20 protein-coding genes are annotated in these 21,909 nt (G+C 73.1%); 9 read left to right on the forward strand and 11 right to left on the reverse strand.

Going from position 1 to position 21,909, the window contains the following annotated elements; translation table 11 throughout:
• Positions 1 to 170: 170 nt before the first annotated feature.
• From ACIRQF_RS21665 to ACIRQF_RS21680, 4 genes are all read right to left on the reverse strand, one after another.
• Positions 171 to 605, reverse strand: a complete 435-nt coding sequence (locus ACIRQF_RS21665; protein WP_376633075.1) for an ATP-binding protein — start codon at positions 603 to 605, stop codon at positions 171 to 173.
• Positions 606 to 979: 374 nt separating this feature from the next.
• Positions 980 to 1,846, reverse strand: coding sequence for an acyl-CoA dehydrogenase family protein (locus ACIRQF_RS21670; RefSeq protein WP_404094153.1), 867 nt, complete (start codon positions 1,844 to 1,846; stop codon positions 980 to 982).
• Between the two features lie 8 nt (positions 1,847 to 1,854).
• Positions 1,855 to 2,988, reverse strand: coding sequence for an acyl-CoA dehydrogenase family protein (locus ACIRQF_RS21675; RefSeq protein ID WP_404094155.1), 1,134 nt, complete (start codon positions 2,986 to 2,988; stop codon positions 1,855 to 1,857).
• A complete protein-coding gene (locus tag ACIRQF_RS21680) occupies positions 2,988 to 4,178 on the reverse strand; it encodes an amidohydrolase family protein (RefSeq protein WP_404094158.1) in 1,191 nt (396 codons plus the stop codon). The genes ACIRQF_RS21675 and ACIRQF_RS21680 overlap by 1 nt, the downstream gene beginning before the upstream one ends.
• 160 nt (positions 4,179 to 4,338) lie before the next feature.
• On the opposite strand from ACIRQF_RS21680, the gene ACIRQF_RS21685 reads away from it, so the two are divergent.
• Positions 4,339 to 5,844 carry a class I adenylate-forming enzyme family protein gene (locus tag ACIRQF_RS21685; RefSeq protein ID WP_404094557.1) on the forward strand — a complete coding sequence of 502 codons (1,506 nt, stop codon included), beginning with the start codon at positions 4,339 to 4,341 and terminating at the stop codon, positions 5,842 to 5,844.
• A 111-nt stretch (positions 5,845 to 5,955) separates the two neighbouring features.
• Here ACIRQF_RS21685 and ACIRQF_RS21690 read toward each other — a convergent pair whose 3' ends face one another.
• The gene (locus ACIRQF_RS21690; RefSeq protein ID WP_376633067.1) at positions 5,956 to 6,330 is read right to left on the reverse strand and encodes an STAS domain-containing protein; all 375 of its coding nucleotides are present in this window, start codon (positions 6,328 to 6,330) and stop codon (positions 5,956 to 5,958) included.
• Between the two features lie 223 nt (positions 6,331 to 6,553).
• Between ACIRQF_RS21690 and ACIRQF_RS21695 the strand changes: the two genes are divergently transcribed.
• Together ACIRQF_RS21695 and ACIRQF_RS21700 are read left to right on the forward strand one after the other, a co-directional pair.
• The gene (locus tag ACIRQF_RS21695) at positions 6,554 to 7,147 is read left to right on the forward strand and encodes a sigma-70 family RNA polymerase sigma factor (RefSeq protein WP_376633065.1); all 594 of its coding nucleotides are present in this window, start codon (positions 6,554 to 6,556) and stop codon (positions 7,145 to 7,147) included.
• Positions 7,144 to 8,526, forward strand: coding sequence for a zf-HC2 domain-containing protein (locus ACIRQF_RS21700; RefSeq protein ID WP_404094162.1), 1,383 nt, complete (start codon positions 7,144 to 7,146; stop codon positions 8,524 to 8,526). The genes ACIRQF_RS21695 and ACIRQF_RS21700 overlap by 4 nt, the downstream gene beginning before the upstream one ends.
• A 71-nt stretch (positions 8,527 to 8,597) precedes the next feature.
• On the opposite strand, the gene purU is transcribed toward ACIRQF_RS21700, so the two are convergent.
• Together purU and ACIRQF_RS21710 are read right to left on the reverse strand one after the other, a co-directional pair.
• Complete coding sequence (gene purU / locus ACIRQF_RS21705) at positions 8,598 to 9,449, reverse strand: formyltetrahydrofolate deformylase (protein ID WP_376633061.1); 852 nt, start codon at positions 9,447 to 9,449, stop codon at positions 8,598 to 8,600.
• Between the two features lie 193 nt (positions 9,450 to 9,642).
• Positions 9,643 to 10,164 carry a hypothetical protein gene (locus tag ACIRQF_RS21710; RefSeq protein WP_376633059.1) on the reverse strand — a complete coding sequence of 174 codons (522 nt, stop codon included), beginning with the start codon at positions 10,162 to 10,164 and terminating at the stop codon, positions 9,643 to 9,645.
• A gap of 133 nt (positions 10,165 to 10,297) precedes the next feature.
• Between ACIRQF_RS21710 and ACIRQF_RS21715 the strand changes: the two genes are divergently transcribed.
• Entirely contained in the window at positions 10,298 to 11,560 is a 1,263-nt protein-coding gene (locus tag ACIRQF_RS21715) for an ABC transporter substrate-binding protein (protein WP_382478745.1), read from the forward strand.
• A gap of 41 nt (positions 11,561 to 11,601) precedes the next feature.
• On the opposite strand, the gene ACIRQF_RS21720 is transcribed toward ACIRQF_RS21715, so the two are convergent.
• Together ACIRQF_RS21720 and ACIRQF_RS21725 are read right to left on the reverse strand one after the other, a co-directional pair.
• Positions 11,602 to 12,951 carry a hypothetical protein gene (locus ACIRQF_RS21720; RefSeq protein WP_404094166.1) on the reverse strand — a complete coding sequence of 450 codons (1,350 nt, stop codon included), beginning with the start codon at positions 12,949 to 12,951 and terminating at the stop codon, positions 11,602 to 11,604.
• A 147-nt stretch (positions 12,952 to 13,098) separates the two neighbouring features.
• On the reverse strand, positions 13,099 to 14,481 hold the full coding sequence (locus ACIRQF_RS21725) for a transcriptional regulator (RefSeq protein ID WP_376633053.1): 1,383 nt from the start codon (positions 14,479 to 14,481) through the stop codon (positions 13,099 to 13,101).
• Between the two features lie 314 nt (positions 14,482 to 14,795).
• On the opposite strand from ACIRQF_RS21725, the gene ACIRQF_RS21730 reads away from it, so the two are divergent.
• From ACIRQF_RS21730 to ACIRQF_RS21745, 4 genes are all read left to right on the forward strand, one after another.
• The gene (locus tag ACIRQF_RS21730) at positions 14,796 to 15,473 is read left to right on the forward strand and encodes a bifunctional DNA primase/polymerase (RefSeq protein WP_376633051.1); all 678 of its coding nucleotides are present in this window, start codon (positions 14,796 to 14,798) and stop codon (positions 15,471 to 15,473) included.
• Between the two features lie 108 nt (positions 15,474 to 15,581).
• Positions 15,582 to 16,421 (forward strand): ABC transporter ATP-binding protein, encoded by an 840-nt coding sequence (locus ACIRQF_RS21735; RefSeq protein ID WP_382478775.1) that lies wholly within the window; start codon positions 15,582 to 15,584, stop codon positions 16,419 to 16,421.
• Positions 16,418 to 18,055: a transporter gene (locus ACIRQF_RS21740; protein WP_404094169.1), complete on the forward strand. Its 1,638-nt coding sequence runs from the start codon at positions 16,418 to 16,420 to the stop codon at positions 18,053 to 18,055. Before ACIRQF_RS21735 ends, ACIRQF_RS21740 begins: the two co-directional genes overlap by 4 nt.
• A gap of 409 nt (positions 18,056 to 18,464) precedes the next feature.
• A complete protein-coding gene (locus tag ACIRQF_RS21745; protein WP_389753672.1) occupies positions 18,465 to 18,914 on the forward strand; it encodes an SSI family serine proteinase inhibitor in 450 nt (149 codons plus the stop codon).
• 99 nt (positions 18,915 to 19,013) lie between these two features.
• Here the strand turns inward: ACIRQF_RS21745 and ACIRQF_RS21750 are convergent, their stop codons facing one another.
• Positions 19,014 to 19,865, reverse strand: a complete 852-nt coding sequence (locus tag ACIRQF_RS21750; RefSeq protein WP_382487952.1) for an alpha/beta fold hydrolase — start codon at positions 19,863 to 19,865, stop codon at positions 19,014 to 19,016.
• Positions 19,866 to 20,295: 430 nt separating this feature from the next.
• Positions 20,296 to 20,988, reverse strand: a complete 693-nt coding sequence (locus ACIRQF_RS21755) for a metal-dependent transcriptional regulator (protein WP_376633043.1) — start codon at positions 20,986 to 20,988, stop codon at positions 20,296 to 20,298.
• A gap of 150 nt (positions 20,989 to 21,138) precedes the next feature.
• Here ACIRQF_RS21755 and ACIRQF_RS21760 point away from each other — a divergent pair, with 150 nt between their 5' ends.
• Positions 21,139 to 21,894: an SIS domain-containing protein gene (locus ACIRQF_RS21760; RefSeq protein WP_376633041.1), complete on the forward strand. Its 756-nt coding sequence runs from the start codon at positions 21,139 to 21,141 to the stop codon at positions 21,892 to 21,894.
• The last annotated feature ends 15 nt before the right edge of the window (positions 21,895 to 21,909 follow it).

The following is a 21,909-nucleotide window of genomic DNA, read 5'->3' on the forward strand; positions in this document are numbered from 1 at the left end:
CGCCCCTCGGCGCCGGAAAGGAGGGCGGGTGGCGGCGCACTCGCGCGCGCCCCGAGCACGGCACGACCGCCGCCACCCGTCACGACCCGCGCTCGTCGAGGGGACGGGCCCCTCGACTCCCCTCGCAGAACGAATCGCTCACCCAAGGGTGATCAATTCACCACGAACCGTCAACAGTGCACCCGGCTGGGTGACACCTGCGGAACCGGCCCGGCGCCCGGGGCGCGGTCCACCTCGCACCAGATGCTCTTGCCCGCGCCCTCACGCTGCCAGCCCCAGCGGTCCGCGAGGCCGTCCACCAGCTCCAGGCCGCGTCCGTTGGTGTCCCCGCCGCCGGCGTGCCGTGGCCGCGGCGGGCGGTCGCTCGTGTCGGCGACCTCGACCCGCACCCCGCCACCGCCGAAGAGCATCCGCAGCACGGCCGGGCAGCCCGTGTGCACCACGGCGTTCGTCACGAGCTCGGAGATGAGCAGCACCAGCGTCTCCGCCAGCGGCTCGTCGTCCTGTATCCCCGAGCCGGCCAGCCGTGACCGCGCCCACCGCCGGGCGCGTCCCACCTCTGCCGGGTCCGGCCCGACCTCCAACTGAACCTGAAGCACCTGCACCGTTCACACCATCCGAACCGGCGTCCTCGACGACCTAACGGAACGTGATTCCCTTGTGAGACAGCATGGTTGACGTACAGTCACCGCAACAAGCGCTTCGGGCATATTCCAGCGCGAAGGAGTACGCATGGTCCATACTGTGCGACGCGCGTTGCGGGGAGTCGAACAGAGGCGCGCGGCAGGCCGCCAGGGGGTGCGAGCGGCGGGCATTCCCGACCGCGGAGCCGCCGCAGGGGCGGCACCGGCGCGATCCGGACACGCAATCACTCGCATCTCAGGGAGCGTACCCGAGCCGGGGGGCGACTCCGGCCCGTGACGACCCCGCCGAAGGACACAACCCGATATCGACGCTGCGTGACCCCGCGGCTACCCGGTCACCGCAGCGCGGCCGCCACCGACTCCTCCGCCACCGCGCCCGACCCCCCGCGCTCGGCCCGCACCCACGCGCGCTTGAGATGCAGGTGCACGTCCGCCTCCCAGGTGAAGCCCATCCCCCCGTGCACCTGCAGGCAGTCCCGGGCACAGTCCACCGCCGCCTCGTCCGCGAGCAGCCGGGCCCCGGCGATCTCGACCGGATCGGCCGTGACGGCCGCCGCGTAGACCGCGGCCCGGGCGACTTCCGTTCGTACGAGCATCTGCGCGCACAGGTGCTTGACGGCCTGGAAGGCGCCGATCGCCTGTCCGAACTGCTCGCGGCTCCGGGCGTGTCCGACGGCCAGTTCGGTGGTCCGTGCGGCGCTGCCGAGCTGCTCGGCGGCGGTGAGCAGGGACGCCTCGTCCCCCGGCGGAGCGGCCGCGGCGGGCAGCCGGTGCAGGGGCGTCAGCGGATCCACCGACCGGATCGGGGCGGCCCCGCCGACCGGGCCGAGTGCCACGTCCGCCGCGTCCAGCCACTCGACGAGCTCCCCGTCGGCCGCGGCGACCACGACCTCGCCCTCCGCGGCCCCGGCCACCCGGCCCGCCGCGAGGTGCGTCGCGATCAGCGGTCCCGGCAGCAGGGCCCGGCCCGCCTCCTCGAAGAGGAGCACCGCCTCGGGCAGGCCGAGCCCCACCCCGCCCTCGTCCTCCGGCAGCCGCAGCGCGAAGAAACCGGCCGCGCCGAGCTCGCGCCACAGGGAGCGGTCGAGCACCCCGTCCGCGTCGACGGCGGCCCGCAGCGCCTCCCGGTCGAAGCGGCGGTCGAGCAGCTCCCGCACTCCGCGCCGCAAGGCCCGCTGGTCCTCGGTGAGTCGGAAGTCCATGCGGCGGTTCACCGGCCCTTCGGCAGGCCGAGGATGCGCTCGGCGACGATGTTCTGCTGGATCTGCGAGGTGCCCGCGGCGATGGTGTACGACAGCGAGGACAGCCGGTCCAGGTTCCAGTCGCGCCCCAGGTCGAGCGCGTCGGGCCCGAGGATCGCGGCGGCCGCGGCGTACAGCTCCTGGCGGGCGTGCGAGTAGCGCAGCTTGAAGACCGAGCCGCCGACGCCGGGGACCCCGCCGGTCGCCTGCGCCTCGCTGACGTTCCACTGGGTGAGCCGCCACAGGGCCTGGAACTCGGCACCGAGCCGGCCGAGCCGGCGGCGCAGTACGGGGTCGTCCCAGCGCCCGTTCTCGCGGGCAGCGCGGGCGAGTTCGCCGAGGACGCGGCGGCAGGCGACGACCTCGCCGACGAAGGCGGTGCCGCGCTCGAAGGACAGGGTCACCATGGTGACCCGCCAGCCGTCGTTCTCCTCCCCCACCCGGTCGGCGACCGGCACCCGCACCTCGTCGAGGAACATCTCGGCGAACTCCGCCGACCCGGCGAGGGTCCGCAGCGGCCGGACGGTGATCCCGGGGGCGTCCATGGGCATCGCGAGCCAGGTAATGCCGCGGTGCTTCGGCGCGTCCGGGTCGGTGCGGACGAGGAGTTCGCACCAGTCGGCGACCTCGGCGTGCGAGGTCCAGATCTTCTGGCCGGTGACGACGTACGCGTCCCCGTCCCGTACCGCCCGGGTCCGCAGCGAGGCCAGGTCGGAGCCGGCCTCGGGCTCGCTGAAGCCCTGGCACCACACCTCGTCGCCGCGCAGCACCGGCTCCAGCCAGCGCTCCCGCTGCGCGGGCGTCCCCTCGGCGGCGATCGTGGGTCCGGCGTGCAGGAGGCCGACGAAGTTGGCGCCGACGTACGGCGCGCCGGCGCGTTCGGTCTCCTCCAGGAAGATCAGCCGCTGGGTCGGGGAGGCGTCCCAGTGGACGTGTCCGTACCCGGCGTCGTACAGCCGCCGCTGCCAGCCGCAGTCGTAGGCGCGCCGGCCCGGCCAGTCGAGCGGGTCGGGCCGGGCCGGCAGGGCCGACAGCTCGGCGGCCAGCCACTCCCGCAGCCGGGCCCGGAACTCCTCCTCTTCCTCCGTGTACGCGAGCTCCATCAGACGATGCCGAGGTCGAGCATGCGGATGGCGTTGCCGCGCATCAGCTTGTAGACCGTCTCGTCGTCGAGGCCCTTCACATGGTCGAGGGCGACCTCCTTGGTGTGCGGGAAGGTCGAGTCGACGTGCGGGTAGTCGGTCTCGAAGGTGGCGTTGTCGCGGCCGACGACGTCGAGCGAGGCGATGCCGTGCTTGTCGCGGAAGAAGCAGCAGAAGATCTGCCGGTAGTAGTACGTGGACGGCGGTTCGGGGATCAGGTCGCGCACGCCGCCCCAGGCGCGGTGCTCCTCCCACACGTCGTCGGCGCGTTCCAGGGCGTACGGGATCCAGCCCATCTGCCCCTCGCTGTAGGCCAGCTTCAGGCGCGGGAACCTCACCAGCACACCGCTGAAGAGGAAGTCCATCATCGAGGCCATCGCGTTGTTGAAGCTGAGCGAGGCCTGGACGGCGGGCGGGGCGTCGGGAGAGGCGGCGGGCATCTGGCTGGACGAGCCGATGTGCATGTTGACCACGGTCCCGGTCTCCTGGCAGACCGCGAAGAAGGGGTCCCAGTAGCCGGAGTGGATCGACGGCAGGCCGAGGTGGGTGGGGATCTCGGAGAAGGTCACCGCCTTCACCCCGCGGGCCGCGTTGCGCCGGATCTCGGCCACCGCCAGGTCGATGTCCCACAGCGGGATGATGCACAGCGGGATGAGCCGGCCGCCGCTGTCGCCGCACCACTCCTCGACCATCCAGTCGTTGTAGGCGCGGACGCAGGCGAGGGCGACTTCCTTGTCGTGCGCCTCCGCGAAGGTCTGGCCGCAGAAGCGCGGGAAGGTGGGGAAGCAGAGCGAGGCCTCGACGTGGTTGAGGTCCATGTCGGCGAGCCGCGCCTTCGGGTCCCAGCAGCCGCGGCGCATCTCCTCGCGGGTGATGCCCTCCAGGGTCATGTCGTCGCGGTCGAAGCCGACGGCGGCGATGTTCCGCTTGTACGGGAACATGAGGTCCTCGTAGATCCACCAGTCGGTGGGCGGGCCGTCGGGGTCCATCGTGATCCGGTACTTGCCGCCGACGTACGCGAGCTCACCGATCCCGGCGGTCAGCGGCCGGGGACCCCGGTCCCGGTACCTGGCCGGCAGCCAGGTCTCGAAGAGATGCGCGGGCTCGATCACGTGGTCGTCGACGCTGATGATGCGGGGCAGTTCCGTCATGACCCCTCCGGTTTCTGATGACCCGTCAGATACGGGCTCGGCATCAGGCTAGCCCCGCACCCCTGGACCGACAAGGACCGGCCCTCTACGCTCTCCACACGACCTGACGGACAGTCAGTTACGGGAGTCGTCAGCTAGGGGAGCCGTCGTGACCGAAGTCGTGACCGAAACCGCACAGGCCCTGGGCGCGTCCCGGACGCTCTGGGAGCTCGTCGAGCGCCGGGCCGCCCTCACCCCGGACCGGCCCGTCCTGCTCCAGGGCGACCGCACCCTCACCTTCGGCGAACTCCGCGACCGCGCCGAGCGCTGCGCCGCCGGGCTCCACGCGAGGGGGGTGCGGCCCGGCAGCGTCGTCGCCTGGCAGCTGCCCACCCGGATCGAGACCGCGGTGCTCTCCTTCGCACTGGCCCGGCTCGGTGCCGTGCAGTCGCCGGTCATCCCCTTCTACCGGGACAAGGAGGTCGGTTTCGCGCTGCGCGAGTCCGGTGCCGAGTTCTTCGCGGTGCCCGGGGTCTGGCGCGGCTTCGACCACACGGAGATGGCCCGCCGGCTCGGCGCGCGCGGGATCTTCGAGGCGTACGGGACCCTGCCCGAGGGCGACCCGGCCGTCCTGCCGCCCCCGCCGGCCGACGGGACCTCCGTGCGCTGGATCTACTGGACCTCCGGGACGACCTCCGACCCCAAGGGCGTCCTGCACACCGACCGTTCGCTGATCGCCGGCGGCTCCTGCCTGGCCCACGCCCTGCACCTGAGCGAGGCCGACGTCGGCTCGATGGCCTTCCCCTACGCCCACATCGCGGGCCCCGACTACACGGTCATGCTGCTGCTGTACGGATTTCCCGCCGTCATGTTCGAACACTTCGCGCTGCCGGACGCCCTGGACGAGTACCGCAAGCACGGGGTCACCGTCGCCGGCGGGTCCACCGCCTTCTACTCGATGTTCCTCGCCGAGCAGCGCAAGCAGCCGGACGAGCCGGTCATCCCCACCCTGCGACTGCTGGCGGGCGGCGGCGCGCCCAAGCCGCCGGAGATCTACCACGCCGTCGTCCGGGAGATGGGCTGCCAGCTCACCCACGGCTACGGCATGACCGAGGTCCCCATGATCACCATGGGCGACCCCGGTGACACCCCCGAGAACCTCGCCACGACCGAGGGCCGCCCGCCCGCCGGCATGGAGATCCGCATCACGGAGGGCGGCGAGGTCCGGCTGCGCGGCGAGGCGGTCTGCCGCGGCTACCTCGACCCGGCCCAGACGGCCGCGGCCTTCGACGAGGACGGCTTCCTCGTCACCGGGGACGTGGGGCACCTGACCGCGAGCGGACATCTGGTGCTGACCGGGCGGGTCAAGGACATCATCATCCGCAAGGGCGAGAACATCTCGGCCAAGGAGATCGAGGACCTCCTCCACGAGCACCCCGGCGTCGGAGACGCCGCCGTCATCGGCCTGCCCGACGCCGAGCGCGGCGAACGCGTCTGCGCGGTGGTCGAACAGCCCCCGGGCGCGGCACCGCTGACCCTGGAGACGGTGACCGCCTTCCTGCGCGCGGCCGGCCTGTCCGTCTTCAAACTGCCCGAACAGCTGGAGGTCGTGGACGCGCTGCCGCGGAACGACACCCTGCGCAAGGTGCTCAAGTACCGGCTGCGCGAGCGGTTCGCGGACTCCTAGGGGGCGCGTCCGGGCCGGCGGGTCAGGGTCGGCCGGTCAAGGTCGGCGGGTCGGGGTCGGCGGGTCGGGGCCGGCGGGTCGGGCCGACAGGGCCGGGGCGGGGCCGGCGGGTCAGGCCGAGAGGGGCGGGGCCGTGTCGTCGAGGGCGGCCGGCACGTCCGCGTACACCTCGAAGAGGCGGCGGACGCCGAGCGCGGCGAGGACGCGGTTCACGTGCGCGCCGTCCTCGGCACCGCGGGCGGGGAGGATCAGCCGGAGACGGCCGCCGCAGGAGCGCATGAGACGCCGGGCGGCGACGAGGACGCCGACGCCGCTGGAGTCGCAGAAGTGGACCGCGGACAGGTCGAGGACCACGTCGTGGCGCCCGCCGGCCACCGCCGCGTGGACACGTCTGCGGATCAGCGGGGAGGAGACCAGGTCCACCTCCCCGCTGATCCGCAGCACGGTCCACGTTTCCTGCTCGTCCTCGTCGACCCGGATCGTCACGAGCGGCGCCTTTCAAGCGGGGGGCAAGCGGAGGCAGTGCTTCCTGCCCCCTCCCGCTGCCCGCTGCGACCTGATCGAAACCCCCGCCGCGGCGGTTGACGCTTTCCTTACCATTGGGCGATCCGTCAAGGGCGCACTTGCGGCAAAGAGAGGTGCGCCGGGTCCGGGCGCATTACTTTGGAACGTGAACTCGGGTCGGGAGGGCTGTCGGGAGGGGCTTCGAATGGCGGCGAAGGACACACCACCGCGCTGGGACCGCAGAATGCAGCAGCGGTTGGCGCGCGGTGAGGCGGCCGCCCTCGGCGAGCTCTACGACCGCTTCGCCTCCCTCGTCCACAGCCTCGCGCACCGGGTCCTCGACGACGACGAGGCCGCCGACCAGATCACCCGCGAGGTCTTCGGCTACATCTGGGAGAACCCCGACGCGTACGACCCCAAGCAGGGCAACCTGCGCTCGTGGGTGGCCCGGCTGACCCAGCGGCAGGCCGTGTACCGGCTGCGGCAGGCCGAGGCCGTGGCGTACGCGGAGCGCGGCGAGGGCTCGGCGGAGGAACTGGAGCAGAAGGTGCGCCGCGCCTCGGTCGCGGCCCGCGCCGACTACATCGTGACGTCCATGCCGACCCCGCTGCGCCAGGCCCTGGAGCTGGCCTACTTCCAGCGCCGGGACTACCGGCAGACGGCGGCGGACCTCGGGGTGACCGAGGACGAGGCACGGCGTCGGCTGCGGCTCGGACTGCAGCTGCTCTCGACGGCCAACACCCGTCCCCTGGAGGGCTCTTCGCCGCCCGGCACCGGCGGCCTTGGACGGGCACTGTGACCGGGGCGAACGACGATCCCGAGGAGATCGCACGCGCCCCCTGGATACCGGGCCCGCGGCCGGCCGCGGACGACCACGCCGACCTGACGTCCCCGCCGCGGGACATCCAGGGCATACAGGACGCCCGGAGCGGCCGGGACGCCCAGGAGGTACGCGACGCCCGGGACGGACGCGACGAACTCGACGCCCACGGCGCCGGGGACGGCCGAGGACTTCCGGACGTCGCGGACGCCGGTGCGCCCGCCGGACCGCCGGCCGAGGCCCCCGAGCCGGTCCTGGAACTCCCCCACCGCGTGCTCAAGTCGCTGCTCGGGGCGTGGGCGCTGTCGGCCTGCTCGGCCGAGGAGACACGGGCCGTCGAGGACCACCTCACCGAGTGCGCGCCCTGCGCGGACGAGGCGCTGCGGCTGCGCGACGCCGTCGGGCTGCTGCACGCCGAGCGCGATCTGGACCTCGACCCGCTGCTGCGCTCCCGGGTCCTGGAGAACTGTCTGGGGCGCCGCCCGGCCCGGATCCCCGTGCCGACCTGGGCGACGCCGTACGACGCCGAGACCGCGCGGCTCGACGCGCTGCTGCGGGACATCGGCGAGTCGGAGTGGCACGCGCCGGTGCGGCTCAAGTGGTTCGAGGGCGAGCGCCGGCTGCACCGGAAGACGACGGTCGCCGGCGTGATCGGACACCTGCTCGCCGTGGACGGCCTGGTGGCCGCCTCCCTCGGTCTGGACGACCCGCTGGGCGCCGGCACGGAGGAGCTGTCGCCGGCCCGGCGGACGGACGTCTACTGGGGCTCCGCGAGCCGTCCGCCGACCCGCACCGTCCGCGAGCCGTGGCGGGAGCAGAGCCACACCCTGATCCGCACCGTCTCGTTCGCGGGCCGCGGGGTGGCGGACCTCACGGTGACGTACGGGGACTTCGCCCTGCCGCTGCGGGACTCGCTCCTGGAGCGGGCCTTCGAGTGCTGGGTGCACGCGGAGGACATCGCGCAGGCGGTGGCGTATCCGTACGACCCGCCGGCCGGCGCCCACATGCACGGCATGATCGACCTGGCGGCCCGGCTGCTCCCGGCGGCCCTGGCCGGCCGGCGCCGCGCGGGCCTGGCCTCCCCGGCCCGCGAGCTCGTGACGGCCGGCTCGCCCGGCCGCTCGCTCCATCTGGAGATCGAGGGCGCGGGCGGCGGCCACTGGTACATCGCGCTGGACTCCCCGGCGGCCCTCGGCTCGCGTGACCACGCGGTGGCCCAGGTGGCGATGGACGCGGTCGAGTTCTGTCAGCTGGTCGCGGGCCACGTCCCGCCGGAGGAGGCCGCGGCGGGCCAGGACGGCGACCGCGAGGCGATCCGGGACGTGCTGTTCGCGGCGGCCTCGCTGAGCCGGCTCTGAGGCGGGCCCGGCAGGGCCGCCGGGGCCGGGGCCGGGGCCGGGGCCGGGCCGGGGCCGGGCCGGGGCCGTACCTAGGCGAAGACGACGGTGCGGCGTCCGTTGAGGAGAATGCGGCGCTCCGCGTGCCACTTGACCGCGCGGGCCAGCGCCTGGCACTCGACGTCGCGGCCGACGGCGACCAGCTGGTCCGGGGTCACCTCGTGGCCGACGCGCTCGACCTCCTGCTCGATGATCGGGCCCTCGTCGAGGTCGGCCGTCACGTAGTGGGCCGTCGCGCCGATCAGCTTCACCCCGCGGGTGTGCGCCTGGTGGTAGGGCTTGGCGCCCTTGAAGCTCGGGAGGAAGGAGTGGTGGATGTTGATGATCCGTCCCGAGAGCCGCTTGCACAGGTCGTCGGAGAGGACCTGCATGTAGCGGGCGAGGACGACCAGCTCGACGTTCTGCTCCTCGACCAGGGCCAGCAGCTCCGCCTCCGCCGCCGGCTTGGTCTCCTTCGTCACCGGGATGTGGCGGAAGGGGATGCCGTAGGAGGCGACCAGCTCGGCGAAGTCGGTGTGGTTGGAGACGACCGCGACGATCTCGACCGGCAGCGCGCCGATCCGGGAGCGGAAGAGGAGGTCGTTCAGGCAGTGGCCGAACTTCGACACCATCAGCACGACTCGCATCGGCTCGTCGGCCCGGTCGATGTGCCAGTCCATCTGGAAGGCGTCGCCGACCGCCGCGAAGCTCGCCCGCAGCTTCTCCACCGTGACCGGGGACTCGCCCGAGAAGTGGACCCGCATGAAGAAGAGACCCGTGTCACGGTCTCCGAACTGCTGACTGTCCTCGATGTTGCATCCCGTGATGAAGAGGTAGCTCGACACGGCGTGCACGATGCCCTGCTTGTCCGGGCACGAGAGGGTCAGGACGTACTGGTCGGTCATCCGGACAGCCTGCCACACCGGGCGGGCCCGGCCGCCCCGTCGTCCGTCTGACGGACGTCGCGCGGACGCCTGGCGGACGGCGCACACGGGCTCCGGGGCCCGGGCGGGCGGACGGCGCAGGGGCTCCGCGTGCCCGGCGGGCGGACGGCGCACTCGGGCTCCGGGGCCCGGGCGGGCGGACGCCGGACGAAGCTCAGGCTCCGCCCGTCGTCATGATGCGCAGGACCTCCAGCGAACGCGGCGGCGCGTCCGGGTCCTCCTCGTCCGCCGTCGCGAGCCGTACGTGCGCCTCGCGGGCCGCCCGTACCGCCTCCGGCCAGGCGTGGTGCTCCAGGTACGCGGAGACCGGGGCGTCCGCGCCGACCTGGTGCATGATGCGCAGCACCCGCAGCACGGCCACGTCGACGAGCGCGGCCTCGCCGGAGTCGCGGAAGATCGTCCCCACGTACTTCTCGGCTGACCAGCTGTCCAGCCAGGTGTCCTCGACCAGTCGGTAGACGGCGTCGGTGACGTCGCCGAACCCGTCCTGGCCGGCCAGCCAGGTCGTCTCGTGGAACTCCGGGTCCGAGAGCATGTGCAGCGCCGAGCGCACATTGGCGCGCCAGCGCCACCACGGCATGTCGTTGAGCGGCATGCCGCCCATGGTGGAGGAGCGACGGCCGCGACGGGAAGAGTTCACCGAACCGGAGGTCGGGGTGGACGGGGTACCGGACATCGTTCGATCGTACGTTTCCCCACTGACAGCGCCGGTCCCGGCCCCGGCCGACCCCCGTAATTCACCTTCACGTCACTCGGCGTTGAACCTTGCTCACTCCCGCGTTACCCATGAGGCGGAATTGTGCATGGTCATGACCGGTAGGCGACTGACCCCACTTCTCGCGTACGTCCCGACAGCGGCGGCCGCAGCGTCGCTGCTCACCGGCTGCGGCGTACTCCCTGGTGCCACGGGGGGCTCCAGGGAGCCCGTCACCGTCATGACGTGGGCCCCCGACCAGACCCGCGCCACCAACATGCCCGGAATGCCCGCCATGGCCCAGGCCTACGCCCGCTGGGTCAACGACAACGGCGGCATCGACGGCCACGAGCTCCGCGTCCTCACCTGCAACGAGCAGAACAGCAACTCCGGCGCCGCGGCCTGCGCGCGCCGGGCCGTCCAGGAGGGCGCCGTCGCCGTCGTCGGCTCCTACAGCCAGCACGGGCGCGCCTTCATGGCCCCGCTGGAAGGCGCCGGCATCCCGTACATCGGCGGCTACGGCATCTCCGAGGACGAGTTCACCAGCCCGCTCTCCTATCCCGTCAACGGCGGCCAGGCCTCCCTCATCGCCGGCCACGGCATGCAGCTCGCCGCGAGCTGCCGCAAGGTCTCCCTGGTCCGCCCCGACACCATCGCCGGCGACAAGCTGCCGGACCTGCTCAACTCCGGCCTGCGCGACGCCAGCCACCGGGGGGCCGTCGACATCCCGGCCGTCGAGGACGCCGCCGAGTACACGGATCAGGCCGACAAGGCCCGCACCCGGGCCGGCCGCGAGAACGGCTGCGTCACCGCCGTCCTCGGCGAGCGCACCCAGACCTTCTTCGACTCCTTCCGGCGCCTCCCGGCGCGCGAGGGCGAGGACAGCGAGTCCGTCCGCATCTCCTCCGTCCTCGGCAGCGTCGGGCAGCCGCTCATCGACCGCACCGGCGGCCCGCACAGCCCCTTCGAGGGCGCCTACGTCACCGGCTGGTACCCGGACGCCGAGAGCTCGGCCTGGCAGCCGATGCGGAAGGTGATCAAGGAGCAGGCCTTCGCGGACAACCGGGTCGACCCCAACGACGCGGGCGTGCAGACGACCTGGATCGCGTACACCGTCCTCAAGCAGGTGATCGAGTCGCTGGACGGCGACAAGGTCACCGCCCTGCAGATCAGCCACGCCCTCGACCAGGGCGCCGAGATCGACACCGGCGGTCTGACGCCTCCGCTGCGCTGGCGCTACGACAACCTCCTCGGCGCCCGCGACTTCCCCCGGATCGTCAACCGCGACGTGACGTTCCAGGTGGTGCGGAACGGGCGGCTGGTGGCGCAGAAGCCCGGCTTCGTCGACGTCGGCAGTACGGTCCTGGCCGCGCCGTAGCAGCCCGGACCGCCCCTCGCCACAGCTGGGTGGGCTCGCGACTACAGCTGCGTGGGCTCGCGCTTCGTCAGTCCGTACTTCTCGGCGGTCGGGTTCCACAGCCCGGCCGCCTCTCTCTTGGCGGTCGTCGCCTCGCCGCTCTTCTTGGTGGCCTCGACCGTCTGCGAGGTCGACCGGGCGTGGCCGCCCTTGCAGACCTTCTTGCTCTTCGCCTGCTCCGCCCAGGCCGCGTAGTGGTCGTCGGCGGAGGCCGAGGCCTGCCAGGCCCGGGTGAGCGCACCGGTCAGCGCCGAGCTGTTCGGCAACTGGTCGACGGAGAGGCCCTCCAGCCGCTTGACCAGGCCCCGGCGCTGCTCGGCGGCGCCGCGCAGATCGCTCGCCGCCTGGTCGAGGTTGTCACAGCTCTTGATCGCCTCGACGGAGCGGATCACCGCGCCGCGGCTGTTGTTGCTGTCGGCGAGCAGCTTGTCCAGCGCCTTCGCCTGCCCCTCCGCCGGGTCGGCGGCCTTCTGGGTCGCCTCCCCGGAGGGTGCGGCGGAGCTGGCGGCCACGTTCTGTCCGCCCTTGGCCGTGTCGTTCTTCTTGTCGTCGTCGCCGCCGCTGAGCAGGGCACCGGCGCCGAGGCCGATCACGGCGCAGCCGGCGACCACGGCCGCGATCAGCACCGCCGGGGACCGGCGGCGCTGCGGCTCGGGCTCGTCGTCGTAGTACGCGTCCTGGTAGGCGTCCTGCTGGTACGCGTCCTGGTAGCCGTACTGCTGCGGGGGCGGCTGCGGCGGCTGGTACTGCTGCTGCGGCGCGACCGGAGGCACCGGGGCCGGCTGCGGGGTCTCGCTGCGGAACAGGTTGTCGAAGTCGGCGAGCGGCGGCCGCTCCTGCTGCAGGTGCGGGGCCTGCGGCGCGGGGGCCTGCGGGGCCGGGGCCTGCGGCGGCACCGGCGCGATGTACTGCGTCGCCTGGGCGTCCGGGCCGCCCACGGGCGCCGGGCCGCCGGCGACCGGCGGCAGGTACTGCGTCGCCTGGGCGTCCTGCGGGGCCTGCGGGGCCACGGGGGCTATGTACTGCGTGGCCTGGGCGTCCGGCGCGGGCTGCGGGGCCTGCGGCGGCACCGGCGCGATGTACTGCGTCGCCTGCGCGTCCGGGCCCGGGTAGCCGTACCCGGGCTGCGGCGGCTGGGCGGCCTGCTGCGGGTAGCCGTAACCGGGCTGTGGGGCCTGGGGGGCCTGCGGGTAGCCGTACCCGGGCTGCGGCGGCGCCACCGGAGGCTGGGCCGGGACCGGCGGCAGGTACTGCGTCGCATGGGCGTCCGAGGGGCCACCAGGGGTCACCTCAGGGGGGAGGGGCTGAGCGGCCGGATACTGCTGCTCCGGCCCCTGTCCGCTGTGCGTCACCGGGACTCCTGTTGATGGACTGCTGGACCGAACCTACGGAATCGTCGGCCCACGCTACCCGGTGCGCACAGCGCCCCGCACACGTGTGTGACAGAGGTGTGACGTAGGTCGTGCCTTTCGGATCGGGCCCCGATCCGCCGGAGCGGCCTATGCCGCGTAGAGGTCGAGCCGCGCCCCGAACTCCCGCACCACCGTCTCCCCCGCGTACGGTTCCAGGCGCTCCCGCAGGTCGCCCAGGTACTCCGCACCGCGCGAGGAACGCAGCGTGGCGAGCAGGTCCAGGGCCCGGGTGCCGGTGTGGCAGGCCTGCTCGACCTCGCGCTGCTGGAGCTGCGCCGAGGCGAGCAGGGCCAGACCGATCGCCCGCCGCCGGGCCCGGGTCTCGGGGTGGCCGGCCAGCGAGCGCTCGGCCGCACGGGCCGCCTCCCGCGCCTGCCCGAGGTCGCGGTGGCAGTGCGCCAGCTCGTCCGCGAGATACGCCTCGTCGAAGTGGCCGATCCAGGTGGGGTCGTCGCCCGCCTCCGGGTCGGCCTGCGCCAGGGCCTCCTCGGCGAGTCCGGCGACCCGCGCGAAGGTGTGCGCGTCGCCGAGCAGCGCGTGGCCGCGGGCCTCCGCCGCGAGGAACATCGCCTCGGCCCGCGGCGGCACCTGCCCCCGGGCCCCCTCCTGCGCGGCCCGGGCGAGCTGCGCGATCTCCCGCGGGTTGCCGAGCTGGGCGGCCAGGTGGCTCATGGACGCGGCCAGCACATAGCCGCCGTAGGCCCGGTCGCCCGCGGCCTGCGCGAGCCGCAGGGCCTGGATGTAGTAGCGCTGGGCGAGCCCGGCCTGGCCGGTGTCGACGGCCATGTAGCCGGCGAGCTCGGTCAGCCGGGCGACCGCCGCGAAGAGCTCCCGGCCCACCGTCTCCCGGTACGAGCCGGAGAGCATGCCCGACACCACGCTGTTGAGGTAGTGGACGACCACGGGCCGCACGTGCCCGCTGCCGAACCGCCGGTCCAGGTCGACCAGGGCGGTGGTCATCGCCCGTACCGCCGCGACGTCCGAGGCACCCACCCGCGCCCCGGCGGCCCGCGCCACCTGCGGGTCGGCCGCGGTGATCAGCCAGTCCCGGCTCGGCTCGACGAGCGCGGAGGCGGCGACCGTCGAGCCGGACAGGAAGTCCCGCCGGCCCACGTCGCTGCGCCAGAGCTCGCAGACCTGCTCGATGGCCCCGAGCACGGTCGGCGCGAACTGGAGCCCGACGCCCGAGGCGAGGTTGCGGCCGTTGGCCATGCCGACCTCGTCGATGGTGACCGCACGGCCGAGCTTGCGGCCCAGCGCCTCGGCGATGATGCCGGGCGCCCGGCCGCGCGGCTGCTGCCCGCGGAGCCAGCGCGCGACCGAGGTCTTGTCGTACCGCAGGTCGAGGCCGCGCTCCGTGCCGACCATGTTGACCCTGCGGGCGAGGCCGGCGTTGGAGCACCCGGCCTCCTGGATGAGCGCCTGCAGCCGTTCGTTGGGCTGGCGGGCGACGAGTGGCCTGGCTGCCATGATGACTACCCCCTGAGGCCGGTGCGTGATCACGTCGGACCCGCCGGTCAACGGCCGTTGATCGACGGGACTGTTGATCACTGCCCGGCGGATATCCGGTCAATGCAGATGTGAACACGCGAAACCGGACACGTCGGCCGCCGCCTCCGGTACGGCGCGCACCGACGCCCCCACCGATGGGTACCCGGCCGCCGCTCACCGGCCCCACGCGCGCCCCCGCCCGTGCACCCGTGCGCCCCACATGCAGGATCGATGCGCCACCCCGCTCTCGGCCACGCCCGTAACCCCAGGTGACGGCGGGAGTTGAGTTCGACGTGGAAGAGACCATCGGAGTCACCGAAGCCGCACAGATCCCCAAGCAGCGAGGCGAGCTGCTCCTGGACAGCGCCGTGCGGTACGCGGAAGAGCGGCACTGGGACGTGTTCCCCGGGACCTGGCTGGAGGCGGTCGAGGGCGGGGAGCGCTGCTCCTGCGGCGCCGACGCCTGTCCGGCGCCCGGCGCGCACCCGGCCAGGCCCGACTGGTCGACCCAGGCGACGGGCAGTGCCGTCGGGGCCCGGCGGATGTGGTCGAAGCAGCCGAAGGCGTCGATCCTGCTGCCCACCGGCCGCACCTTCGACGCGATCGAGGTGCCCGAGTCGGCCGGCTTCCTCGCCCTGGCCCGCATGGAGCGCATGGAGCTGACGCTCGGCCCGGTGACCTGCACGCCCGACCGCCGCATGTTCTTCTTCGTGCTGCCCGGCGCCGCGGTCAAGGTCCCCGACCTGGTGCGCAAGCTGGGCTGGGTGCCGTCCTCGATCGACCTCACCACACGCGGCGAGGGGCACTACGTGGCCGCGCCGCCGACCCGGGTCGGAGCCTTCGGCGCGGTGCAGTGGGCCCGCAAGCCCACCGCGGCCAACCGCTGGCTGCCGGACGCCGAGGAGCTGATCAGCCCGCTCGCGTACGCCTGCGGGCGGGAGGCGGCGGACGCGCGGGCGCGGCGGGCCTGAGGCGCTGGAGCCCGGGCGGCAGGGGCCTTCGGCCAGGTGGCCGGAAGGAGCTCAGCCGTAAGGTGGTGCCCGTCACAACGGGGACAACCGAAGGGTTGACGCAACATGATGCCTGACCAGGCATTTGACGGAGTGTTCGAAACGGCGGGCGACGGCTTGGGATCCCCTGCCGTGCCCGCCGTTCATGTCGAGGGGCTGTGGAAGCGTTTCGGCCAGCAGATCGCGGTGAACGGGATCGATCTGGTCCTGCCCGCGGGCAAGTTCATCGGCCTGGTCGGCCCCAACGGGGCAGGCAAGACCACCACTCTGTCGATGATCACGGGTCTGCTCCGCCCCGACGCCGGCCGCATCCGGGTCGCCGGGCACGACGTGTGGGCCGACCCCGAGTCCGTCGCCCAGGTCAAGGCGCGGATCGGCATCCTGCCCGAGGGACTGCGCCTCTTCGAGCGCCTCTCGGGGCGTGAACTCCTCGCGTACAGCGGCCGGCTGCGGGGGCTGCCGGGCGCCGAGGTCGACAAGCGGGCGACCCAGCTGCTCGACGTGCTCGACCTCGCCGGCTCGCAGCACAAGCTGGTCGTGGACTACTCGACCGGTATGCGCAAGAAGATCGGCCTCGCCGCCGCGCTGCTGCACAACCCCGAAGTCCTCTTCCTGGACGAGCCGTTCGAGGGGGTCGACCCGGTCTCCGCGCAGACCATCCGCGGTGTCCTGGAGCGCTACACGTCCTCCGGCGCGACCGTCGTCTTCTCCAGCCACGTCATGGAGCTCGTGGAGTCGCTGTGCGACTGGGTCGCCGTGATGGCGGCCGGCCAGATCCGCGCGCAGGGCCCGCTGGAGCAGGTGCGGGGCTCGGCGCCGTCCCTGCAGGCCGCGTTCCTGGAACTGGTCGGCGCGCACCGGCAGGACAACGGCGACTCCCTGGACTGGCTGGGCGGTCGGCCCCGATGACCACCGCCAACCCGCCGGCCCCGGCCGCGGCCGCCGTCCCCTCCCTCACCTCCGTCTTCGTACGGCTCAAGCTGTCGCTGCTGAGGAACGGCCTGAAACAGTCGGGCGGCCGCACCGCCGCCTTCGTGTTCTCCATCGTCGTCGGCATACTCTTCGCCCTCGGCATGCTCTTCGCCTTCGTCCTGATGCGCGGGCACGCGGCCGCGCCGATCGTCACCGTCCTGCTGGCCGGCGTGATCGCGCTCTCGTGGACGGTCATGCCGCTGTTCGTGCCGAGCGGCGACGAGACCCTCGACCCGACGCGGCTCGTGATGCTGCCGCTGCGGCCCCGCCCGCTGGTCCGGGCGCTGCTCGTGGCCTCCCTGGTCGGCATCGCCCCGCTCCTCACCACGATCCTGGCGGTCGGCGCGGGCCTGTCGCTCGCCGTGGGCGCCGCCGGAACGGTCGTCGCCGTCCTCGCCGTGCCGCTCGTCGTGGTGACGTGCGTGGCGCTCTCACGTTCGGTGGCCGCCGCCAACGTGCGGCTGCTCACCTCCCGCAAGGGCCGCGACCTGGCCGTCCTGTCGGGCCTGGTGATCGCCGTGGGCATGCAGTTCGTCAACTTCGGCGCGCAGCGGCTCGGCCGGGCCGGCGGGGTCTCCTCGCTGGAGCCGGCCGCCGAGGTGGTGGGCTGGCTGCCGCCGGCCTCCGCGGTCTCCGCGATCGACGCGGCGGGCCACGGTGACTACGCGATCGCCGCGGTCAAACTGCTGCTCACCGTGGCCGCGGTCGCCGGGCTGCTGTACTGGTGGCAGCGCAGCCTGGTCCGCCTGATGACCGAGCCGGACGGGTCCACCATCGGCGCGTCCCCGGACGCGGGCGCCAAGGACAAGTCGGCCTCGTCCGGGCGGCTGGGCCGGCTGCTCCCGGGCGGGCGCACGGGCACGGTGATGGAGCGGAGTCTGCGCTACATCTGGCGTGACCCGAAGACGAAGGCGGCGTGGGTGACCTCGCTCGCCATCGGCGCGATCGTCCCGCTCTTCAACGCCCTGCAGGGCACGGGCTCGATCTACTTCGCCTGCTTCGCCTCGGGCATGCTCGGCATGCAGATGTACAACCAGTTCGGCCAGGACACCTCCGCCTTCTGGATGGTGGCGCAGACCATCTCGACGGCTGCCGACGCCTACGCCGAACTCCGGGCCCGGGCCCTCGCCCTGCTGATGATCACGGTGCCGTTCACGGCCCTGGTGACGGCGGTGACGGCCGGGCTCCTCGGTCAGTGGGACCGTCTGCCGGAGGCCCTGGGCATCGCCTTCTCGCTGCTCGGCGCGATGGTGGCGAGCGGCGCGGTGGCCTCGGCGAACTTCCCGTACTCGATCCCGCAGGACAGCGGCTACAAGAACGTGGCGCCGGGGCAGGGCGGGCTCGCCTGGATCTCCATCTTCGGCGGCATGCTCGCCTCGGCGCTGCTGTGCCTCCCGGTGATCGGCCTGACCCTCTTCCTCCACCTCGCGGACCACGAGTCCCTGCTGTGGCTGCTGTTCCCGGGCGGCACGCTCTACGGCGTCCTGCTCGTCTGGGGCGGCCTGAAGCTGGCGGCGCCGCGCGTGTCGGGACGCCTGCCGGAGATCCTGGCGGCGGTGAGCAAGGGCTGACGCCCCGGCGGGGGCCGACCGGCCCCACCGAGGCCCGGACGGTGGAAGGGCCGGGCTCCCGCGGGAGTCCGGCCCTTCGGCGTGTTCCGGTCGAGCCCAGCGGGTCAGATGTCCTACAAGGCCGAACCAGTTTCGGATCGGCGCAGGTCAGAGGGTCGTTCGGGCTTGAACCGCCTGGACGGCCAAGGGCCCGGGGAGCGCCCCGGAAGCTGTCGTTCCCCGCCTCAGCTGCCCGAACGACCAGTCGGTCGGTTCGCGGGGGACGGATCGGCCGAAAAGCGGCGTACGGATGTGCGATCACCCTCCGCGTCGACAAGACTCCAGTCCGCATCCACAACTCGTGCACAACCGTGCACACCCGCATCTGCGTGCACATCTGCACCCGCAGCCACACGAAGGGATTTCCCCCGTGCGCTACTTCCGCGCATTCGGCGCCACCGCGCTCGCCACCGCGAGCGGCCTCGCCCTCCTCGGCACCGCGATCGCCGGCACCGGCACCGCCCAGGCCGCACCGACGGGCCTCTACGCGCCCTCGGCGCTGGTCCTCACCCTCGGCAAGGGCCAGCGTCCCGCCACGGCCACGATCGTCCGCGCGGTCACCCTCACCTGCGGCCCCGCCACCACCGGCAGCCACCCCGACCCGGCCTCGGCGTGCGCCGAACTGTCCTCCGTCGACGGCGACTTCGCCCGCCTGACGGCCTTACCGGAGGACAGCCGCCCCTGTACCCGCGAGTGGAACCCCGTCACGGTCACGAGCGAGGGCGTCTGGCAGGGCAAGCGCGTGCGCTGGTCGGCCACGTACGGCAACACCTGCGAGCTGCGGGCGCGTACGGGCGAGAGCGCGGTCTTCTCGTTCTGACGCCGCCCACGGTGGACCCGACGGCTCACGGGCCCACCCGGCATGCCCTTGTGGCCCCGTCCGGACCGGACGGGGCCACGCGCGCGTCCGGCGGGCCGGTCAGGAGGTGAGGACGCCGTTCAGGAACGGCTCCACCGCCTCCCACCAGGCGTCCGCGTGCTCGTAGTGGAGGAGGTGGCCGGCGTCCGGGATCTCCGCGTACGCGCCGTGCGGGAGGACCCGGACCATCTCCTGGGCCTCGGCGCGGCCCAGTTCGCCGTCGAGGCCGCGGACCACGAGGGTGGGGCAGCGGACCTGGGCGAGCGAGTCCCAGTGGGCGTCGTGGACCCAGGTCTCGCGGGAGGTCAGCATCTGGTCCGGGTCGAAGACGGGCCGCCAGCCGTCCGGCCGCTCGGACATCACCTCGGCGAAGAACGCACCGCGCGCGGGGCGGGGGCGCTCCACCCAGGGGTCGTCCTCGCCGAACCACTGCCGGACGGCGTCCAGCGAGGCGAAGGGGACGGGCCAGCGGCCGAACCAGTCCTGCCACTCGCGCTGGGAGGCGGCGCCGAGCGCGGAGGCCCGCATGTCGCAGATGACGAGGGCGCGGACCAGGTCGGGACGCTCGGCGGCGAGCTGCCAGGCGGTGAGCGCGCCCATGGAGTGCCCGACGAGGGTGACGGGTCCGAGGCCGAGCCGCTCGACGACGGCGATCGCGTCGGCCACGTACGCCTCGCGCGTGAAGGGGCCGGCGGCGGGCTTCTCGCTGTGGCCGTGCCCGCGCTGGTCCAGGGCCACAGAGCGGTGGCGCGGAGCGAGCCGGCGGGCGGCGGGCGCCCAGTGCGAGGCGCTGCCCATCAGGCCGTGGAGCAGTAAGACACCGGGCCCGGCCTGCGGGGCGGTCTGTTCCGTGAAGTCCCAGGCCGCCAGGCGTACGCCGTCGGCTCCCGTGACGTCGAGTCGTCGCACCATGCTGCTCGGCACCCCCTCTTTCCATGGCCCCGTGGTTGACCCCGTGGAACTGCCTCGTGGAACTGCCTCGTGGAACTGCCTCGTACGAACTGCGCCAGACTATCGAACCTGTATTCGAAAATGCGCTTCTGCCACTCAACACCCCACGTTCGAGTGACGGCGCTCAAGGATTGACGGCTGCTGCCGAGGGGAGATCTTCAGCGGGAGGCGGACCGCTCGGGGAAGACGGTCCGAGGGGAACGACCCTGGGAGCTCGGGGCTCCGGGTCAGCACAGGGGAGGACGGACCCCGGCGCCGGGAGGCGCCGGGGTTCTCCGTATGAAGGGTGGCCCTCATCCCCCCAGCGTGGCACGGGAGGGGGCGCGGGCGTGGCGATTCCGCCGTAAAACGGGCCGGGAAGCCCGCCGGGCGCGGCGTCGCCGCCTCCTGCCTAGCGCTTGGCGACGAAGACGTGCGCCGCGACCTCGGAGTCCAGCTCCGCCGCCTCGCCGCTGCTGCCCACCAGGACACCGCCGGGGGACTCGGTCACCGACACCACCGAGCCGGGCTGCACGCCCGCACGGCGCAGCGTGTACATCAGCTGGGCGTCCGTCTGGATCGGCTCGCCGATCCGGCGGACGATCACGGTCTTGCCCTCGCCCCCCGCCTCCAGGTCGGCGAGCGAGACCATCGAGTCGTCGAGGAAGGACTCCGCCTCGGCCTTCTCGCCCAGCTCCTCCAGGCCCGGGATCGGGTTGCCGTACGGCGACTCCGTCGGGTGCCGCAGGAGCTCCAGGACACGGCGCTCCACGGCCTCGCTCATCACGTGCTCCCAGCGGCAGGCCTCGGCGTGGACCTGCTCCCACTCCAGACCGATCACGTCCACGAGCAGGCACTCGGCGAGCCGGTGCTTGCGCATCACGCGCGTGGCCAGACGGCGGCCCTCCTCCGTGAGCTCCAGGTGGCGGTCGCTCGCGACGGCCACCAGACCGTCGCGCTCCATGCGGGCCACGGTCTGGCTCACGGTCGGACCGCTCTGGTCCAGCCGTTCGGCGATCCGGGCACGCATGGGGACCACACCTTCCTCTTCGAGCTCAAGGATGGTGCGGAGATACATCTCCGTGGTGTCGATCAGTCCGGACATACGTGCCCCTCGATGAGTCGTGCGCTGGCCCTGCACCAATTCTTGCGCATCCCACCGACAACCGGGGCGCGCCGGGGCGAGGTGGTATTGACAGAGCAATGGTCCAGACCGCACCGTGATCCGCGACCACGACGAGAAGGAGCCGCCGCCATGGGCGAGAGCAAGCTGGCCGGACAGTTCTTCGACGCCGCGATCGGCCTGCTCCAGAAGGTGCGGGACGAGGACGCGGAAGAGATCGCGGCCGCCGGGACCGCCATCGCCGAGGCGGTCGCGAACGGCAACCGGCTGTTCGCGTTCGGCGCCGGGCATTCCTCGCTCGCGGCGCAGGACGTGGTCTACCGCGCGGGCGGCCTCGCCCTGATGAACCTGCTCGCGGTCCCCGGGGTGGTCGGCGTCGACGTGATGCCCGCGACCCTCGGCTCCGCGCTGGAGCGCGTGGACGGCCTGGCGAGCGCGGTCCTGGACTCCTCCCCCGCCAAGGCCGGCGACGTCCTGATCATCGTCTCCCTGTCCGGGCGCAACGCCCTGCCGGTCGAGATGGCGATGAACGCGCGCGCCCTGGGCCTCACCGTGATCGGCGTGACCTCGGTGGCGTACGCGACGGAGACGAAGTCCCGGCACGCCTCGGGCACGTACCTGAAGGACCACTGCGACATCGTCCTCGACTCCCGGATCGCCATCGGCGACGCGGAGCTCACCCACGAGGGCATCGAGGCCCCCTTCGCGCCCGCGTCGACGGTCGTCACCAGCGCCCTGATGCAGGCCACGATGGCGGCGGCGGCCGAGGAACTCGTGCGGCGCGGCATCGAGCCGCCGCTGCTGCGCTCGGGGAACGTCGACGGCGGGCACGAGTGGAACGGCCGCGTGATGACGGAGTACCGCGACCGGATCTTCTTCCGCCACTGAGGCCGGAAAACGACG

This window comes from Streptomyces sp. NPDC101191 (genome assembly GCF_044767915.1).
Classification (GTDB): Bacteria; Actinomycetota; Actinomycetes; order Streptomycetales; family Streptomycetaceae; genus Streptomyces.

Bases quoted from the DNA above. Each gene is read 5' to 3' on its own strand.
- ACIRQF_RS21740 (WP_404094169.1), top strand. From the start codon at position 16,418: ATGACCACCGCCAACCCGCCGGCCCCGGCCGCGGCCGCCGTCCCCTCC.
- ACIRQF_RS21735 (WP_382478775.1), top strand. From the start codon at position 15,582: ATGCCTGACCAGGCATTTGACGGAGTGTTCGAAACGGCGGGCGACGGC.
- ACIRQF_RS21680 (WP_404094158.1), bottom strand. From the start codon at position 4,178: ATGACGGAACTGCCCCGCATCATCAGCGTCGACGACCACGTGATCGAG.
- ACIRQF_RS21760 (WP_376633041.1), top strand. From the start codon at position 21,139: ATGGGCGAGAGCAAGCTGGCCGGACAGTTCTTCGACGCCGCGATCGGC.
- ACIRQF_RS21725 (WP_376633053.1), bottom strand. From the start codon at position 14,481: ATGGCAGCCAGGCCACTCGTCGCCCGCCAGCCCAACGAACGGCTGCAG.
- purU (WP_376633061.1), bottom strand. From the start codon at position 9,449: ATGACCGACCAGTACGTCCTGACCCTCTCGTGCCCGGACAAGCAGGGC.
- ACIRQF_RS21695 (WP_376633065.1), top strand. From the start codon at position 6,554: ATGGCGGCGAAGGACACACCACCGCGCTGGGACCGCAGAATGCAGCAG.
- ACIRQF_RS21670 (WP_404094153.1), bottom strand. From the start codon at position 1,846: ATGGACTTCCGACTCACCGAGGACCAGCGGGCCTTGCGGCGCGGAGTG.
- ACIRQF_RS21750 (WP_382487952.1), bottom strand. From the start codon at position 19,865: ATGGTGCGACGACTCGACGTCACGGGAGCCGACGGCGTACGCCTGGCG.
- ACIRQF_RS21675 (WP_404094155.1), bottom strand. From the start codon at position 2,988: ATGGAGCTCGCGTACACGGAGGAAGAGGAGGAGTTCCGGGCCCGGCTG.
- ACIRQF_RS21755 (WP_376633043.1), bottom strand. From the start codon at position 20,988: ATGTCCGGACTGATCGACACCACGGAGATGTATCTCCGCACCATCCTT.
- ACIRQF_RS21710 (WP_376633059.1), bottom strand. From the start codon at position 10,164: ATGTCCGGTACCCCGTCCACCCCGACCTCCGGTTCGGTGAACTCTTCC.
- ACIRQF_RS21715 (WP_382478745.1), top strand. From the start codon at position 10,298: ATGACCGGTAGGCGACTGACCCCACTTCTCGCGTACGTCCCGACAGCG.